The organism is Ramlibacter ginsenosidimutans, from assembly GCF_016654015.1.
Classification (GTDB): Bacteria; Pseudomonadota; Gammaproteobacteria; order Burkholderiales; family Burkholderiaceae_C; genus Ramlibacter; species Ramlibacter ginsenosidimutans.
In genome coordinates, this window is record NZ_JAEPWM010000007.1 from 145,520 (window position 1) to 160,660 (window position 15,141).

The window sequence follows — 15,141 nt, forward strand, 5'->3', positions numbered from 1 at the left end:
TCGTCATGTCAACCCTCCCGCGTTCCGAGCAGGCCCTTGGGCCGGAAGATGAGGATCAGCACCAGCAGCATGTACGGCATGATCGGCGCGATCTGGCTGATCTTGAGCTTCCACAGCGGATAGCCGAAGGTGTCCGGCGTGATGCCCCAGCCCACCGACTGCGCGGCGCCCGCCAGCGAGGCGTCGATGCCCACGCCGAAGGTCTGGATGATGCCGATGGCCAGCGACGCGACAAAGGCGCCCGCCAGCGAGCCCATGCCGCCGACCACCACGACCACGAAGATCACCGAACCCACCGTGGCCGCCATGCCGGGCTCGGTGACGAACGCATTGCCGCCGATCACGCCCGCCAGGCCGGCGAGCGCGGTGCCGCCGCCGAACACCAGCATGAAGACCCGCGGCACGTTGTGCCCGAGCGCTTCCACGGTCTCGGGGTGCGTCAGCGCCGCCTGGATCACCAGGCCGATGCGCGTGCGCGTGAGCAGCAGCCAGATGGCTACCAGCATCAGCAGCGCGATCAGCATCATGAAGCCGCGGTACATCGGGAACTGCGTTCCGTACAGGGTGAAGAGCGGCCCGCTCAGGAGCGCCGGCACGCGGTAGTCCACCGAGCTCGTGCCCCAGATCAGCTGCACGACCTCCAGCACGATGAACGACAGCCCGAATGTGATCAGCAGTTCGGCCACGTGTCCGTACTTGTGCACCCGGCGCAGCGCGTACTTCTCGAACAGCGCGCCGATCAGCCCCACCAGAAGCGGCGCCACGACCAGGGCCGGAAAGAAGCCGATCAACTGCGACACGCTGTATGCGAAATACGCTCCCAGCATGTAGAAACTCGCGTGCGCGAAATTCAGGACACCCATCATGCTGAAGATCAGCGTGAGGCCCGAGCTGAGCATGAACAGCAGCAGCCCGTAGCTGATGCCGTTCAAGAGCGAAATGGTGAAGAACTCCATCCGGCTTCCGTCTCGTTGTGTCGTGTTGCATTCTGCCGGAGCGGCAGCCAAAAAAAAGCCGGGACGACACCGTCCCGGCTTGCGCGGTCACCTGCGCGTCAGCCGGCGGGACGCTTCATCTGGCAGCTGGTCGGTGTGCTGGACACATACGGGTCCATCTGCTTGATGGGCACGAAGGTGAAGCCGGTGTTCTCGACGCTGTACTCGCCCTTCCTGGCCTTCTGCCACTTGGTGATGTACATGGTCTGCTGCAGCTGGTGGTCGGAGGCGCGCATGGTCACGTCGCCGGCGAAGCTCTTGACCGTCAGGCCTTCCATGGCATGCGCCACCTTCACCGGGTCGGTGCTGTGGGCCTTGGCCATCGCGGCACCCAGCAGGTTGATGCCGTTGTAGGTGGCGTAGGTGTAGTAGTCGTCGTTGAACTTCTTGTGGAAGTCATTGGCGATCTGCGCGAGATCGCCCGTGTGGTTCGCGTGGCCGTAGGCCACCACGTACACCTGGCTCTCGCCGCCGGCGGCCAGCGCCGTGGGCGTGCCGGTCACGCCGGCGTAGTAGGTGTACATCGGGATCTTCAGGCCGGCGTCGTTCATCGCCTTGACCAGCAGCGTCAGGTCCTGGCCCCAGTTGCCGGTCAGCAGCGCGTCGGCGCCGGACTGCTTGATCTTCGCCACGTAGGGCGAGAAGTCCTTCACCTGGCCGATGGGGTGCAGGTCGTCGCCGACGATCTGGATGTCCGGGCGCTTGCGATGGATGTCTTCCTTGAAGAACTTCGAGACCTGCTGGCCGTGCGAATAGTTCTGGCCCAGGATGTAGACCTTCTTGATCTGCGGCTGGTCCTTCATGAAGGAGGTCAGCGCCTCCATCTTCATGGAGGTGTCCGCGTCCAGGCGGAAGTGCCAGAAGCTGCACTTCTCGTTGGTCATCGCCGGATCCACCGCGGCATAGTTCAGGTAGACCATTTCCTTGCCGGGGTTGCGCTCGTTGTACTTCTCCACGGCGTCCTCGAGCGCCAGGCCGGCGCCGGAGCCATTGCCCTGCACGACGTAGCGGAAGCCCTGGTCGATGGCCGCCTTCAGCGTGTTCAGGGTCTCCTGCGGCGAGCCCTTGTTGTCGAAGCCGACCACCTCGAACTTCACGCCCGCGGGATTCTTGCCGGAGAGGCGGTCCGCAACGAACTGCCAGCTCTTGAGCTGGTTCTGCCCCACGTTCGCGAACGGCCCCGACAGCGGGTCCATGAATGCGATGCGCACGGTCTCGCCCTTCTGCGCGAACGCCACCCCGGCGGCGGCGAGCATGACGGTGGCGCTGACGATCTTCAACGTGAACTTCATTGCTTGTCTCCTGGAGTGATGGCAACGACAGCGCGCAGGGTACTGCAGTGGTGCGCTGCAACGGTCAGGGATTGCCCGTAAGCAATCCCCGCGCTTATCGCCCATGTGACAGCCGCTGCGCCCGGCCTCACGCGGTCGGCAGGCGGTAGTCCTTCAGCTGGTCGCGCAGCCGCGTCTTGAGCATCTTGCCGGTCGCGCCGAGCGGGATGCTTTCCACGAACACCACGTCGTCGGGCACCTGCCACTTCGCGATCTTGCCTTCGTAGAACTTGAGCAGCTCCTCGCGCGTGACCTCCATGCCGGGCCGCTTCACGACGGCGACGATCGGACGTTCGTCCCACTTGGGATGCCGCATGCCGACGCACGCCGCCATCTGCACGGCCGGGTGCGCCATCGCGATGTTCTCGATGTCGATCGAGCTGATCCACTCGCCGCCGGACTTGATCACGTCCTTGCTGCGGTCGGTGATCTGCATGTAGCCCTCGCGATCGATCGTCGCCACGTCGCCCGTCGGGAACCAGCCGTCCACCAGCGGGTCGCCGCCCTCGCCCTTGAAGTACTCGCGCACGACCCACGGGCCGCGCACGTACAGGTCGCCGTAGGTCTTGCCGTCCCAGGGCAGCTCGTTGCCGTCGTCGCCCACGATCTTCATGTCCACGCCGAAGATGGCGCGCCCCTGCTTCAGGCGGATCTTCATCTGCTCGTCGGGGGACATGGCCAGGTGCTTGTTCTTCAGCGTGCAGAGCGTTCCCAGGGGACTCATCTCCGTCATGCCCCACGCGTGCAGCACGTCCACCCCGTACTCCTCGCGGAAGGCGTCGATCATGGCCGGAGGGCACGCCGAGCCGCCGATCACGGTGCGCTTGAGCGTCGAGAAGCGCAGGTGGTTCTGCTTGACGTGCCCGAGCAGCATCTGCCACACGGTCGGCACGCCCGCGGCGAAGGTCACGCCTTCCTGCTCCATCAGCTCGTACACCGACTTGCCGTCGAGGGCCGCGCCCGGGAACACCAGCTTGCAGCCGGTGAGCGCCGCCGAATACGGGATGCCCCACGCGTTGACGTGAAACATGGGCACGACCGGCAGCACCGAATCGCGCGCCGACAGCGCCATCACGTCCGGCAGGCACGCGGCAAAGGCGTGCAGGATGGTCGAACGGTGACTGTAGAGCGCCGCCTTCGGGTTGCCCGTGGTGCCGCTCGTGTAGCACATGCTGGACGCGGAGTTTTCGTCGAACGTCGGCCAGTCGTACGTGCTCGGGCGGCCGCCGATCCAGTCCTCGTAGCTCACGAGGTGGGGGATGCCGCTGTCCTTGGGCAGCTGGTCGGGGCCGCACAGGGCGACGTACTTCTTGATCGTGCCGCAGCGCGCGTGCACCGCCTGCACGAGCGGCAGGAAACTGAGCTCGAAGCACAGGACCTGGTCTTCGGCGTGGTTGGCGATCCACGCGACCTGGTCGGGATGCAGCCGCGGATTGATCGTGTGCAGCACGCGGCCGGAACCGCTGACCCCGAAGTACAGCTCCAGGTGGCGATAGCCGTTCCAGGCGAGCGTCGCCACGCGGTCGGAGAAGAGCAGTTGCTCCGCGTCCAGGGCGTTCGCGACCTGCCGCGCGCGCTGGCCGACGTCGCGCCACGTGTAGCGATGGAGGTCGCCCTCCACCCGGCGCGACACGATCTCGCCGTCGCCATGGTGGCGTTCGGCGTGCGTGATCAGCGCCGAAATGAGCAGCGGTTGGCTTTGCATGAGTCCCAGCATCGTCGTCTCCTCGGAACGTTGTCCCTGACGCTGGCTATCCTAAACCGGGCGCGGCCGCCACCGCGCCCGGGGCCACCCTTACTGCGTGGTGATGCTCGCCTGGGTCGGCGTGGCGTCGAAGAACAGCCGCGAGGGCCAGGGCTGCCAGGTGGTGCCGAGCGCCGCGTTGTTCGGGTCGCCCTTGCGGGCGAAGGCGGCGATGCTGGCCATCATCGCGGACGACAGCGCCAGCCGGCCCGGCTCGTTGGCCTTGCTGTTCGCCGCGTTGGAGAACAGCGAGGGACCGAAATTGCCGAACAGGAACGGCAGGTCGAAGGCATGCGCGGCGCCGTACACGGTGTTCCAGGGCGCCGGCTCCTGGGCCCAGTTGAACTGGTAGTACCAGACGTTCGGCTGCTGCGTCTTCAGCGCGTTCAGCACGTTGTCGCGGCTCGGCGCCATGAAGACCGACGCGAGCAGGCTCGCCTTGGCGGTCCAGCCGGTGACCGGCGTGTTGGACGGCACGTACGCCGCGTTGAGGATGTCCGCCTCCGTCAGCGCCGTGGGCGCGTTCGGGTCGAAGTTCATCATCATGTTGAAGCGGGTCGCGTCGTCGATCTTGAAGCCGGCCGGCCCGCCGAGCAGGGTCAGGAAGGGCGCGAACAGCTTGCCCTCGTCCGCCGTGTTGCCGGCGAGCACGGGCATCTTGTTGTACTTGCCCGCGGCGATCGCGGCGATCGGGTCGGTCGGGATGACCGTGCCGTCCGGGATCGGGCCCGAGCCCGTGAGTCCCTTGGCCAGCAGCGTGGTCAGGATCGTCCCGGCGTCCTTGCTGCGCATGTAGGTGGCCAGGTCCGCCGCGCTTTGCGTGGCGATGTAGGCCTGCGCGGAAGCGGAGTCGGTGGCCTTGCCGTCGGCGATCAGCAGGTTGGCGAGCAGCGCATTGCCCTGGTTGGCATACGTGGTGGCCGGGTTCAGCGTCGGGATGTTGCCCGGCGGCAGGTTGGTGCCCAGCGAGATGCCGCCGGACAGCGGCACCGCCTTCTGGAACAGGCCGGTCGCCAGCGGCGACGTCAACAGCGCGTAGACGTTGATCGCGCCTGCCGACTGGCCCATGAGGGTCACGTTGGACGCATCACCGCCGAAGGCGTTCGCGTTGGACTTGACGAACTTGAGCGCCTGGATCAGGTCGAGCAGCGCGAAATTGCCCGAGTCCTGCACCGGGTCGCCGGTCTTCAGCTGCGAAAGATTGAAGAAGCCGAAGGGACCGACGCGGTAGTTCGCCGTGACCACCACCGCCTCGGCGGACTTGGCCAGCGCCGCGCCGTCGTACACGGGGTCGGCCGTGTAGCCCGAGATGTCGCTGCCGCCGTACACGAAGAAGATCACCGGCAGGTCGGTCTTGGCGGAGTCCGGCCGCCAGATGTTCAGGGTGAGGCAGTCTTCGCTGCCCACCGGGGTGTTCAGCGTGGTGGCGATCGTCGCGTCGTAGGTGTTGTGCGCGCCGGGGCCGTAGATGCGGCCGTTCTGGATGCAGGCGTTGCCGAACTTGCTGCCGTCACGCACGCTGCTCCAGCCCTGCGGGAGCACAGGCGCCTTCCAGCGCAGCGCGCCGACCGGCGGGCTGGCGTAGGGGATACCCTTCCATGACAGGGCGCCCGCGGCGGACACGCCGGACACCAGTCCGAAGCTCGTCTGGCGGATGGTAGGGTCGGCGCTGCCGCCGCCGCCGCCGCAGGCGACGAGCGCGAGCGCGCAGCCGGCGGCGAGCGCCGAAGTGAGGGTCCGGGACAAACGCATGCAGGTCTCCTTGGCTGTTGTCGCCGGGCCCGGGGAATCCCGCTTGCCGGCGCGGCGGCGCTGGCATGAAATGCCTTCCCGCGCCGCCTGCCGCAGTCTAGGCAGGGGGCGGACCCCGGCCGCTATCCCAAGACGGCCAAACCACTGACTTGCGGAGCCACTGAATGCAACGCTCGAGTTCCTGCACCTGGGTCCGTGGCCTGCTGGAGATGTTCGCCTCGCGCGGCGTGGACGTGCCCTGGCTGGTGCGGACGGCGGAGATCGCGCCCGAGCGCGTGGAAAACCCCGACGAGCGTTTCACGGCGGACGAAGTCAGCCGGCTGTGGGAGCTCGCGGTCGAACGCTCGGGCGACTGCACGCTGGGCATGGACCGGGCCCTCACGCTGCGCCACGTGAACTTCGACGTGGTCGGCTACGCGATGCTCTCCAGTCCCGACCTGCGCAGCGCGCTGCAGGCGTTCGCGCGTTACCTCGCGCTGATTTCCGACGCCGCGACCTTCCAGGTCGTGGCCGCGGACCAGGACGGCGCCTGGCTGGAGCTGGGGCACACCGGCAACACGCGGCCGGTCCCGCGCCAGCGCTTCGCGTACGGCATGCTGGGCATGCTCACGCTGTCGCAGTGGCTCACGCGCCGCGACGTGCAGCCGCTCGCAGTGGAGTTCAAGTTTCCGCCGCCGCCCGAGCGCGGCGCGTACGCGGTGGCCTTCGGCTGCCCGGTGGCTTTCGACTGCCACGAAAACCGCATGCTGCTGGCCGCTGCGGACCTGCAGACCGCCCTGCCCTCGCGCAACCCCGGGATGCTGGCGTTGCACCAGCAAGTGATGGAGGAGCGGCTCGCGCGCCTGGGCCACGCCAACATCAGCTACCGCGTGACCAGCGAGATCGTGCGGCGCCTGCATCGCGGCGAGCCGCGGCGCGAGCAGGTGGCGGCCAGCCTGGCGCTGGCGGACCGCACCCTGCAGCGGCGCCTGCACGCCGAGAACACGTCGTTCCAGCAGCTGCTGGACGACGCCCGGCGCGAACTCGCGGGCAAGTACCTGGCCGATGCGCGCTACTCGCTGTGCGAGGTGGCGGACCTGCTCGGCTTCGGCGACTCCAGCAACTTCTTCCGTGCCTGCCGGCGCTGGTTCGGCATGCCGCCGGGCCAGTACCGCGAACAGGTCGCGCTGCACCCCGCGACCGCCTAGGGTGCGCCCAGGGGCTGGAAGTACAGCGTCACCATCGCGCCTTCACCGAGCGTGGAGTGCACCTCGATCGCGCCGCTGATGGCCTGCATCACGCGCTGGCAGAACATGAGGCCCATGCCGCTGCCGCCCGCCCCGGACCGGGTCGTGACCGGCTCCCTGGTGAGCTTGGCTAGCACCTCCGGCGGGATGCCGGGCCCGTTGTCGCGCACGCGGATCCACGCGCGCCCCTTCGCGTGCTCCCCGCCGGAGTCCACCTCCAGCCACAGGCGCGAGCCAGCGCGGCCGCGCATCGCGAGCAGCGCGTTCTTGGCGAGCGTGCACAGCACGAGGTACAGCAGGTCGCGCCGCCCGGGCAGGCGGAAGTCGCGCCGCACGTCGAGCACCACGCAGGAGCGCTCGTTCTCCTCGAAGGGGAACTCGTCCAGCAAGGCTTCGACCAGGCTGCTGGCGGTGATGGACTGCGGCTGCGCGTCCGGATACGCGTCGCGCGCGGACTGCACGAAGGTCGACACGAGCGACTGGCAATAGAGCGCCCGCCGCTCGGCGCGCTCCAGCGCGGTCACGAGCTCCCCGGGATGGTCCTCCGTGAACTGCGCTAGGCCGGCCGGCGCGTCCGGCCCGGGCTGCACGTAACGCCCGGCGACCGAGCTGACGTAGCCGCGGACCGTCGCCAACGGCGTGTTCAGTTCATGGGCGAGAAAGCCCAGCGCTTCGCGCAGCGCCGCCACCCGGCCTTCGTTCACCAGCCGGTCCAGCGCCTGCGCCCGGTAGACGGAGAGCGCTTCGCGCAGCGCTTCGCGCGTCGCCTCTCCATCGAGCGGCTTCTCGAGGATGCGCAGCACCTTGCCCTGGTTCACCGCGGCGATGGCCACGTCCTTTTCGGCATAGGCGGTGGCCAGCAGCCGGATCACGTGGCGGAAGTCGCGCTGCACGGCGCGCAGCAGCTTCATGCCGTCGCTCTCCGGCATGCGGTAGTCGGTCACCAGCACGCCGAACTCGCTGCTGCGCTCGCGCAGCATCTGGAGCGCTTCGTCCGCGCTGCCGGCGGTCAGGACGCGGAACTCGTCGCCGAACTCGAGCGCGAACCACTTGCGGGAGGTGGGTTCGTCGTCGACATAGAGGATCGAAGGGATCTCGCCGGTCAGCTCGTACTGCATGGTCCTCAGGATGCGGCGCCCGAGGCCGCCTGTTGCGCGCAGTATGCCTTCAAGGCTTCTTCGGTCCGCGCGGCCAGCGCCTGCAGCTGCGGCAGCCATTCCTGTCCCGAGGGCCACAGGCCTTCCTCGAGCAGCGGCACGTAGAGCCGTCGCACGTTCTGGTAGAGCGCCTGCGCGCCGGCCTCGCCGCTCATGCCGAGCAACGAGTGCAGTGCATCGATGCTGCCCTGCACGTCACCCTCGTCCACCGTCTTCTGCAGGTCGCTCACGAGCCGCTGCATCTCGGGCAGGTAGTCGTTCAGCAGTTCGTCGAGCATGCCGAGGCGGCGGTAGCTCTCGAGGCGCTGGAGGTTCAGCATGCCGTCGTGATCCTGGGACTCTGCCCGCGCCTCGCGCGTGCGAGGGGCTTCCGGGTGCGGAGCCATGGCGCTCCCCCCGGTGATAAGCCGGCTGAGCGTGTCGTACAGGACGAGCGCATCCACCGGTTTGACCAGGAAGCCGTTCATGCCGGCCGCGGTAGCCGCCGCGACGGCAGGCTCGTCCGATCGGGCCGTCATCGCGACGATCGGAACGCCGCACCAGCCCTCGCGCGACGCGCGGATGGCCCGCGCGGTCTCGAGGCCGTCCATGCCGGGCATGTGCAGGTCGACGATCACTGCGTCGATCCCCTCCTGCGCCCGCAGCTGCTGAAGGACCGCGGCACCGTGCTCCACCTCGATCACGAACGCCGCCGCGTTGCGCAGGTACGCCGCGATGGCCTTGCGGTTGAATGCACTGTCGTCCGCCACCAGGATGCGGCGGCCCGCCAGCCGGCTGGCCGCGGAGACGGAGGTTGCCCCCCTGCGGCGGATGATGTGCTGCAGGTTGGCGAGCAGCTGCATCTCGGCGCACGGCTTGCTCAGGAAATGATCCATGCCCGATTGCAGCGCACGGAAGCGAGAAAGGTGGGCCGGCTCGCTGCTGTAGGCGACGATGTGCACGCCGCGGTTCATGCTGTCGCCCCCGCGCACCCGCTCCGCCACGGCGTATCCGTCCAGTCCGGGCATGCGCAGGTCCAGCAGGACGAGGTCGTACTTGCGTTCGGCGAGCATGCGCAATGCGAGCTGCCCGTCGGCGGCCTGGTCGATTTCGGTGGTGGAGGCGATCGCCTCAAGCTTGCGCAGTGTCATGGCCCGCTGGGCCTCGTCGTCCTCCACGACCAGCAGGCGCTTGCCGGCCAGCACTGTGCGCGCTTCGGCGATGACTTCCAGCCGGTGCCGCTCGCGCTCCTCGTCCGTGACCTTGGGGAAGGTCATGCTGAACTCGGTGAACTCCTCGGGCACCGAATCGCACCGGATGTCCCCGCCGAAGGCATGCATCACACGTTGGCAATAAGTGAGTCCCAGGCCTGTGCCGCCGCTCTTGCCCACCGAGCGGAACACCTCGAACAGGGTTTTGCGCACGTCCGCGGGAATGCCGGGCCCCGTGTCATGCACCTTCACCTGCTGGTCCCCGACCGTCAGGGTCACGTGCAGGCGCGGATACGCCGCGGCGTAATAGAGCGCGTTCTTGATCAGGTTGAATAGGACGAACAGGTACGCGGTCTCGTCGCCGCGGAAGGTGAAGTCGCTCTCGATCTTCACGCTGACCCGGTTGCGAGCGTCGTCGCTCTCGTAGCCGTATTCCTCGACAGCCTGCTGGACGACCTCGGCCGCGGAGAGGTAGCGGAACCCGGTGGCGTCCATCGGCTTGTTGCTGACGCCGTCCAGCGTCATCGAAATCACCTGCAAGCCGCGGCGGACCGCGCCCTCGCTGTCCGCAAGGTGGCGGTACAAGGCATCGATCTGTTCGCCTTCGAGCGTCTTGACCGACTCGTGGACCTTGGGTCGGGCGAGCACGGCCTGCATCTTCTCCAGCGCGTAGAGGATGCGACTGAGCGGATTGCGCATCTCGTGCGCGATCGAGCCCGCGAGCGCAGCGGCCAGCCGGGATTTTTCGCTGTCGATCTGCTTCTCGGACAGCTTGAACGCGCCACCGCCGATCAGGATGATCAGGTAGGCCGGTATCTGCGCGAGCATGTCGGCGGGCCAGTGGCCACCCGGGTGCAACGCGAAGAACAGGCTCGCCGCCATGCTGATCCCCACCAGCAGCATGGCGATCGTGTTGCGCCAGTCCGTCAGCATTACCAGGAAGCTGAGCGCGATGAAGCAGTTGGACATCGCCGGCACGCCGCCGCCGCGCTCGAGCGACACGTAGACGTTCACGAACGGCATGCAGACGATCAGGGCCGCGTACGAGTAAGGCAGGTAGAACTTCTTCAGCTTCTCCGGCCATTGGTCGTGCGCTGCCAGCAGCGCGAACAGGGTGATGACGAACGCACGGATGCCGATGTCGTCGAAGGGCTTCGGGTTGGGCTTGGTGAAGCGGATCAGGTAGAAGCTCAGGTACGTGAGCGAACCGATGATCCCGATGAACTTCAGCAATGGGCGACCGTTGCCGTGGTAGGTCTCGTAATACCCGAACAGCCTGCGCAGCGGGGTGAACAAGGTCTTGATCGACATGGTGGACCTCACGCTGCCATTGCCACGCCGCCGAGGCGACGAGCCAGCTGACGTTCCGCGGGCGTGCCGGCGGAGGACTCCAGGACGTCGGCGATGGAGGCCTGGATCAAATGGTACGGCTTCTCGTCGCCGGGCACGCGCACGTCATTGGCGATCACGGAAAACCCGAAGCGACGATACAGGCGACTGAGGACGGGAGTACAGGAGGCAAAGGCGTAGTTGCAGTGGAACTCGCTGGCCAGATGGGAGACCGCGAGGAACACGCACTTGTTAAGGAGTTCGGGTCCCGCGCGGTAAGCGGGATCGAGGACCAATCGTCCGAATTCCCAGTTGCCCCGGGTGGCAAGAGCGGCGGCGCCGCGTTCGCGCAAGAGACCCTCGACGGGGCTCAGGCCCTTGCCCATGGGCAGGAACCTCATCGTCCCGATGAACGCATCCTGCCATTCGAATGCACCGACCACCCCTTCTCGGTCCTTTTTTTTTCTCGTGCGAAGAATCCGGGATCGGCGAGCGCCGTTCCCGGAAGCTGGATCTCCGCTCGCATTCTCTGAATGGCATGCACCTCGTCGGCTGCGTGCAGGCGGCGGAATTCCACCTCCGAAAGCTTGACGTCGTAGGAGCGGGTCGATTCCTGGGCATGGGCCCGGCCGCGCGCGGTGCGAACATCCTCCTGCGGTGCCAGGGCAGGCAGCGCCAATGATTGCTCCAGTTCAGAAAAATCACTCACTTCTCGTCCTCCCATGTGTAGGCACAGCTTTACGGGATTATGTGATGCAGGCCCCTTTACGGCACAGTAAGCCATTCCCCTAAGCCGCTCCGGGCGAACGCTTCAGCGGACAATCCCCCCATGGACCAAGCCCTCGCAGAGGCCTCAGCGGCCCTGGAGCTCGGGCCCGCGTGGCAGCATGGCTTCGCGCAGCTCGGGCCCGCGTTCTTCACCGAACTGCGCCCCACCCCCCTCCCCGACCCGCACCTCGTCTCGGTGAACCGGCGCCTGGCCGCGGACCTCGGGCTCGACGCCGACCGGCTGGCCGGCAGCGACGCGGTCGCCGCCTTCACCGGCAACCAGGCGCTGCAAGGCGCGCGTCCGCTGGCGAGCGTCTACAGCGGCCACCAGTTCGGCGTGTGGGCGGGCCAGCTCGGGGATGGGCGCGCCATCCTCCTGGGTGGCATCGCCACCCCGCAGGGCGTGCAGGAGCTGCAGTTGAAGGGCGCCGGGCGCACACCCTATTCGCGCATGGGCGACGGCCGCGCCGTCCTGCGATCCAGCATCCGCGAATACCTCTGCTCCGCGGCCATGCACGGCCTGGGCGTGCCGACCACCCGCGCGCTGGTGGTGACCGGCTCGCCGCAACCCGTGCGGCGCGAAGAGGTCGAGACGGCCGCGGTGGTGACACGCGTCGCTCCCAGCTTCGTGCGCTTCGGGCACTTCGAACACTTCTCCGCGCGCGGCCAGCTCGACGAGCTGCGGCAACTCGCGGACTACGTGATCGACACCTTCTACCCGCACTGCCGCGCCCCGGACCGCCTGGGCGGCAACCCCTATGCGGCGCTGCTCGAGGAGGTCACCCTCCGCACGGCGGCGATGGTGGCGCAGTGGCAGGCCGTGGGCTTCTGCCACGGCGTGATGAACACGGACAACATGAGCATCCTGGGCCTCACCATCGACTACGGGCCGTTCCAGTTCCTCGATGCCTTCGTGCCGACCCAAATCTGCAACCACAGCGACGAGACCGGCCGCTACGCGTTCAACCGCCAGCCGAACGTCGCCTACTGGAACCTCTTCTGCCTGGGCCAGGCCTTGTTCCCCCTGATAGGCGACGAGGAACTGGCGCTGGCCGCGCTCGAGCCGTACAAGGCCGCGTTCCCGCGCGAACTGGAAGCGCGCATGCGCGCCAAGCTCGGGCTGGCCTCGGAAAAGTCAGGCGATCGTCAGCTGGTCGAACAGATCCTCTCGCTGCTGGCCGCAGGACCGGTGGATTACCCGATCTTCTGGCGCCGCCTCTCGCGCTTCGCGGCCGGGGGCGACCTGGCGGCCGTGCGCGACCTGTTCCTGGACCGCGCCGGATTCGACGGCTGGGTCGCACAATACGAGGCGCGTCTCGCCGACGAGGCAGGCGAGCCCGGAGCGCGCATGCTGGCGGCCAATCCAAAATACGTGCTGCGCAACCATTTGTGCGAACTGGCCATCCGGCAGGCGAAACTCGGGGACTTTTCGGAAGTCGAAACCCTGCTCAGCCTGGTGCAGTCCCCGTTCGAGGAACATCCGGACCACGACGACCGCGCCGGCTTCCCGCCCGACTGGGCGACCCACATCGAGATCAGCTGCTCCTCATGACGTTTCCGATCGAAAAAACCGAGGCCGAATGGAAGGCCCTCCTGAAGGACAAGGGCGCCGAGCCCGGCGCCTTCGAGGTCACGCGCCACGCCGCGACCGAGCGGCCCTTCAGCGGCAAGTACGAGCGCGTCTGGGCCGACGGCAGCTACCACTGCATCTGCTGCGGCGCCAAGCTGTTCGATGCCGACACGAAGTTCGACGCGGGCTGCGGCTGGCCCAGCTTCTCGCAGGCCGTGCCCGGGGCGATCCAGGAGATCCGTGACACCAGCCATGGCATGGTCCGCACCGAGACGGTCTGCGCGCAATGCGGCGCCCACCTGGGCCACGTGTTCGAAGATGGTCCGGGCCCGACCGGCCTGCGCTACTGCATGAACTCCGCCTCGCTGGACTTCCAGCCCGAAGGCAAGAACGAATGAAACTGTTCCTCGACTTCTTCCCGATCGTCCTGTTCTTCGTGGCGTTCAAGCTCGCGAACATCTACGTCGCCACCGGCGTCGCCATCGCCGCGACGGTAGCCCAGATCGCCTGGCTGCGCTACTCCACGGGCAAGGTGGAACCCATGCAGTGGCTGAGCCTGGCGATCATCGTGCTGTTCGGGGGCGCGACCATCCTCGCGCACGACGACACCTTCATCAAGTGGAAGCCGACGGTCCTCTACTGGATGATGGGCGGAGCGCTCGCCGGCGGGATGCTGTTCTTCCGCAAGAACTTCCTGAAGTCGCTGATGGGAGCGCAGCTGGAACTGCCGGAGCCGGCGTGGCGTGCCATGAGCTGGAGCTGGGCCACCTTCTTTGCCTGCATGGGCGTGCTCAACCTGTGGGTGGCGTTCCACTACGACACGAACACCTGGGTCAACTTCAAGCTCTTCGGCGGCCTCGGACTGATGCTGCTGTTCGTCCTCGGCCAGGCCCTCTACCTCGGCCGCTACATGAAGGACGGCAAGAAGGCGGAGGCGAGCGACTCGTGAGCGGCGCCGCCACCGGGACCGGCATCACGGCGGAGGGCCTGCGCGTGCGCCTACAGGAGCGGCTCGCGCCCACCCGCCTGGAAGTGATCGACGAGAGCGCCGAGCACCTCGGGCACGCAGGCCAGGACGGCACCGGAAGCGGGACACATTTCCGCATCCGGATCGCTTCACCGTTCTTTGCCGGGCAGTCCCGGGTGGCCTCGCACCGCCTTGTGTATGATGCCCTGCGCGACTATATCGACCGCGACCGCGGCATCCATGCCCTGGCGATCGAGAGCGCTCCATCCTGATTCCGTTCGCTAGGGAAACCACCCCATGAAGAAAGTCCTCCTGACCGCGGTCCTCGCGGCCATCGTCGGCATCGCCCTGCCCGCCGCGGCGCAGAACGTCGCCATCGTCAACGGCAAGCCGGTCCCGAAGGAGCGCGTCGACATGCTGGCAGCGCAGCTGGCCAAGGCCGGCCGCCCGGTCGGCCCCGAGATGCAGGGCCAGCTGAAGGACGAGGTCATCGCGCGCGAGATCTTCCTGCAGGAAGCGCAGAAGCGCGGACTCGACGCCACCGACGACTACAAGGCGCAGATGGAGCTGGCCCGCCAGACCATCCTGATCCGCGAGCTGTTCGCCGACTACCAGAAGAAGAATCCCGTCACCGACGCCGACATCAAGGCGGAGTACGACAAGTTCGCCGCGGCCAACGGCGGCAAGGAATACAAGGCCCGGCACATCCTCGTGGAGAACGAGGACCAGGCCAAGAAGATCATCGCCGACCTGAAGAAGGGCGCGAAATTCGAGGACATCGCCAAGAAGCAGTCCAAGGACCCGGGCTCCGGCGCCAACGGCGGCGACCTCGACTGGGCCACGGCCTCCAGCTACGTGCCGGAATTCGCGCAGGCGATGACCAAGTTGAAGAAGGGCGAGATGACCCAGGTGCCGGTCAAGTCGCAGTTCGGCTGGCACATCATCCGCGTCGACGACATCCGCGACGCGAAGCTGCCGAAGCTGGAAGACGTGCGTCCCCAGATCGCGCAGCAACTGCAGCAGCAAAAGCTCGCGCAGTTCCAGGAAAGCCTGCGCAAGAGCGCGAAGGTGGAGTGAACACCGCGCCTTCGGGCGCGCGAGTGTTCGACGAG

At 67.3% G+C, this 15,141-nt stretch carries 14 protein-coding genes; 6 read left to right on the plus strand and 8 right to left on the minus strand.

What is annotated here, in order from left to right:
* Window positions 1-8: 8 nt before the first annotated feature.
* The 4 genes from JJB11_RS17005 to JJB11_RS17020 all read right to left on the minus strand — a co-directional run bounded on the left by JJB11_RS17005 (window position 9) and on the right by JJB11_RS17020 (window position 5,822).
* Complete coding sequence (locus JJB11_RS17005) at window positions 9-956, minus strand: branched-chain amino acid ABC transporter permease (RefSeq protein WP_201173973.1); 948 nt, start codon at window positions 954-956, stop codon at window positions 9-11.
* Between the two features lie 98 nt (window positions 957-1,054).
* Window positions 1,055-2,287 (minus strand): branched-chain amino acid ABC transporter substrate-binding protein, encoded by a 1,233-nt coding sequence (locus tag JJB11_RS17010; RefSeq protein WP_201173974.1) that lies wholly within the window; start codon window positions 2,285-2,287, stop codon window positions 1,055-1,057.
* A 127-nt stretch (window positions 2,288-2,414) separates the two neighbouring features.
* On the minus strand, window positions 2,415-4,043 hold the full coding sequence (locus JJB11_RS17015) for a 3-(methylthio)propionyl-CoA ligase (RefSeq protein WP_201173975.1): 1,629 nt from the start codon (window positions 4,041-4,043) through the stop codon (window positions 2,415-2,417).
* A 78-nt stretch (window positions 4,044-4,121) separates the two neighbouring features.
* Window positions 4,122-5,822, minus strand: a complete 1,701-nt coding sequence (locus JJB11_RS17020) for a carboxylesterase/lipase family protein (RefSeq protein ID WP_201173977.1) — start codon at window positions 5,820-5,822, stop codon at window positions 4,122-4,124.
* Between the two features lie 164 nt (window positions 5,823-5,986).
* Between JJB11_RS17020 and JJB11_RS17025 the strand changes: the two genes are divergently transcribed.
* Window positions 5,987-7,009 (plus strand): AraC family transcriptional regulator, encoded by a 1,023-nt coding sequence (locus JJB11_RS17025; RefSeq protein ID WP_201964903.1) that lies wholly within the window; start codon window positions 5,987-5,989, stop codon window positions 7,007-7,009.
* Here JJB11_RS17025 and JJB11_RS17030 read toward each other — a convergent pair.
* The 4 genes from JJB11_RS17030 to JJB11_RS17045 are packed head-to-tail and all read right to left on the minus strand — an operon-like array spanning window position 7,006 to window position 11,433.
* Window positions 7,006-8,166 (minus strand): hybrid sensor histidine kinase/response regulator, encoded by a 1,161-nt coding sequence (locus JJB11_RS17030; RefSeq protein ID WP_201173978.1) that lies wholly within the window; start codon window positions 8,164-8,166, stop codon window positions 7,006-7,008. The two genes, JJB11_RS17025 and JJB11_RS17030, sit on opposite strands and share 4 nt — an antisense overlap.
* A 5-nt stretch (window positions 8,167-8,171) precedes the next feature.
* The gene (locus JJB11_RS17035) at window positions 8,172-10,706 is read right to left on the minus strand and encodes a hybrid sensor histidine kinase/response regulator (protein ID WP_201173980.1); all 2,535 of its coding nucleotides are present in this window, start codon (window positions 10,704-10,706) and stop codon (window positions 8,172-8,174) included.
* An 8-nt stretch (window positions 10,707-10,714) separates the two neighbouring features.
* Entirely contained in the window at window positions 10,715-11,167 is a 453-nt protein-coding gene (locus tag JJB11_RS17040) for an N-acyl amino acid synthase FeeM domain-containing protein (protein WP_377371981.1), read from the minus strand.
* Window positions 11,122-11,433, minus strand: a complete 312-nt coding sequence (locus tag JJB11_RS17045; RefSeq protein ID WP_201173986.1) for a hypothetical protein — start codon at window positions 11,431-11,433, stop codon at window positions 11,122-11,124. The genes JJB11_RS17040 and JJB11_RS17045 overlap by 46 nt, the downstream gene beginning before the upstream one ends.
* A 120-nt stretch (window positions 11,434-11,553) precedes the next feature.
* Here JJB11_RS17045 and JJB11_RS17050 point away from each other — a divergent pair, with 120 nt between their 5' ends.
* Genes JJB11_RS17050 through JJB11_RS17070 form a run of 5 tightly spaced genes read left to right on the plus strand, consistent with a single transcriptional unit; the run spans window position 11,554 to window position 15,106 of the window.
* Window positions 11,554-13,044, plus strand: a complete 1,491-nt coding sequence (locus tag JJB11_RS17050) for a protein adenylyltransferase SelO (RefSeq protein WP_201173989.1) — start codon at window positions 11,554-11,556, stop codon at window positions 13,042-13,044.
* The gene (msrB, locus tag JJB11_RS17055; protein ID WP_201173992.1) at window positions 13,041-13,460 is read left to right on the plus strand and encodes a peptide-methionine (R)-S-oxide reductase MsrB; all 420 of its coding nucleotides are present in this window, start codon (window positions 13,041-13,043) and stop codon (window positions 13,458-13,460) included. The genes JJB11_RS17050 and msrB overlap by 4 nt, the downstream gene beginning before the upstream one ends.
* Window positions 13,457-14,011 carry a septation protein A gene (locus tag JJB11_RS17060; protein WP_201173995.1) on the plus strand — a complete coding sequence of 185 codons (555 nt, stop codon included), beginning with the start codon at window positions 13,457-13,459 and terminating at the stop codon, window positions 14,009-14,011. The genes msrB and JJB11_RS17060 overlap by 4 nt, the downstream gene beginning before the upstream one ends.
* Window positions 14,008-14,301 (plus strand): BolA/IbaG family iron-sulfur metabolism protein, encoded by a 294-nt coding sequence (locus tag JJB11_RS17065; RefSeq protein WP_201173997.1) that lies wholly within the window; start codon window positions 14,008-14,010, stop codon window positions 14,299-14,301. The genes JJB11_RS17060 and JJB11_RS17065 overlap by 4 nt, the downstream gene beginning before the upstream one ends.
* Window positions 14,302-14,326: 25 nt before the next feature.
* A complete protein-coding gene (locus JJB11_RS17070; RefSeq protein ID WP_201173999.1) occupies window positions 14,327-15,106 on the plus strand; it encodes a peptidylprolyl isomerase in 780 nt (259 codons plus the stop codon).
* Window positions 15,107-15,141: the final 35 nt, after the last annotated feature.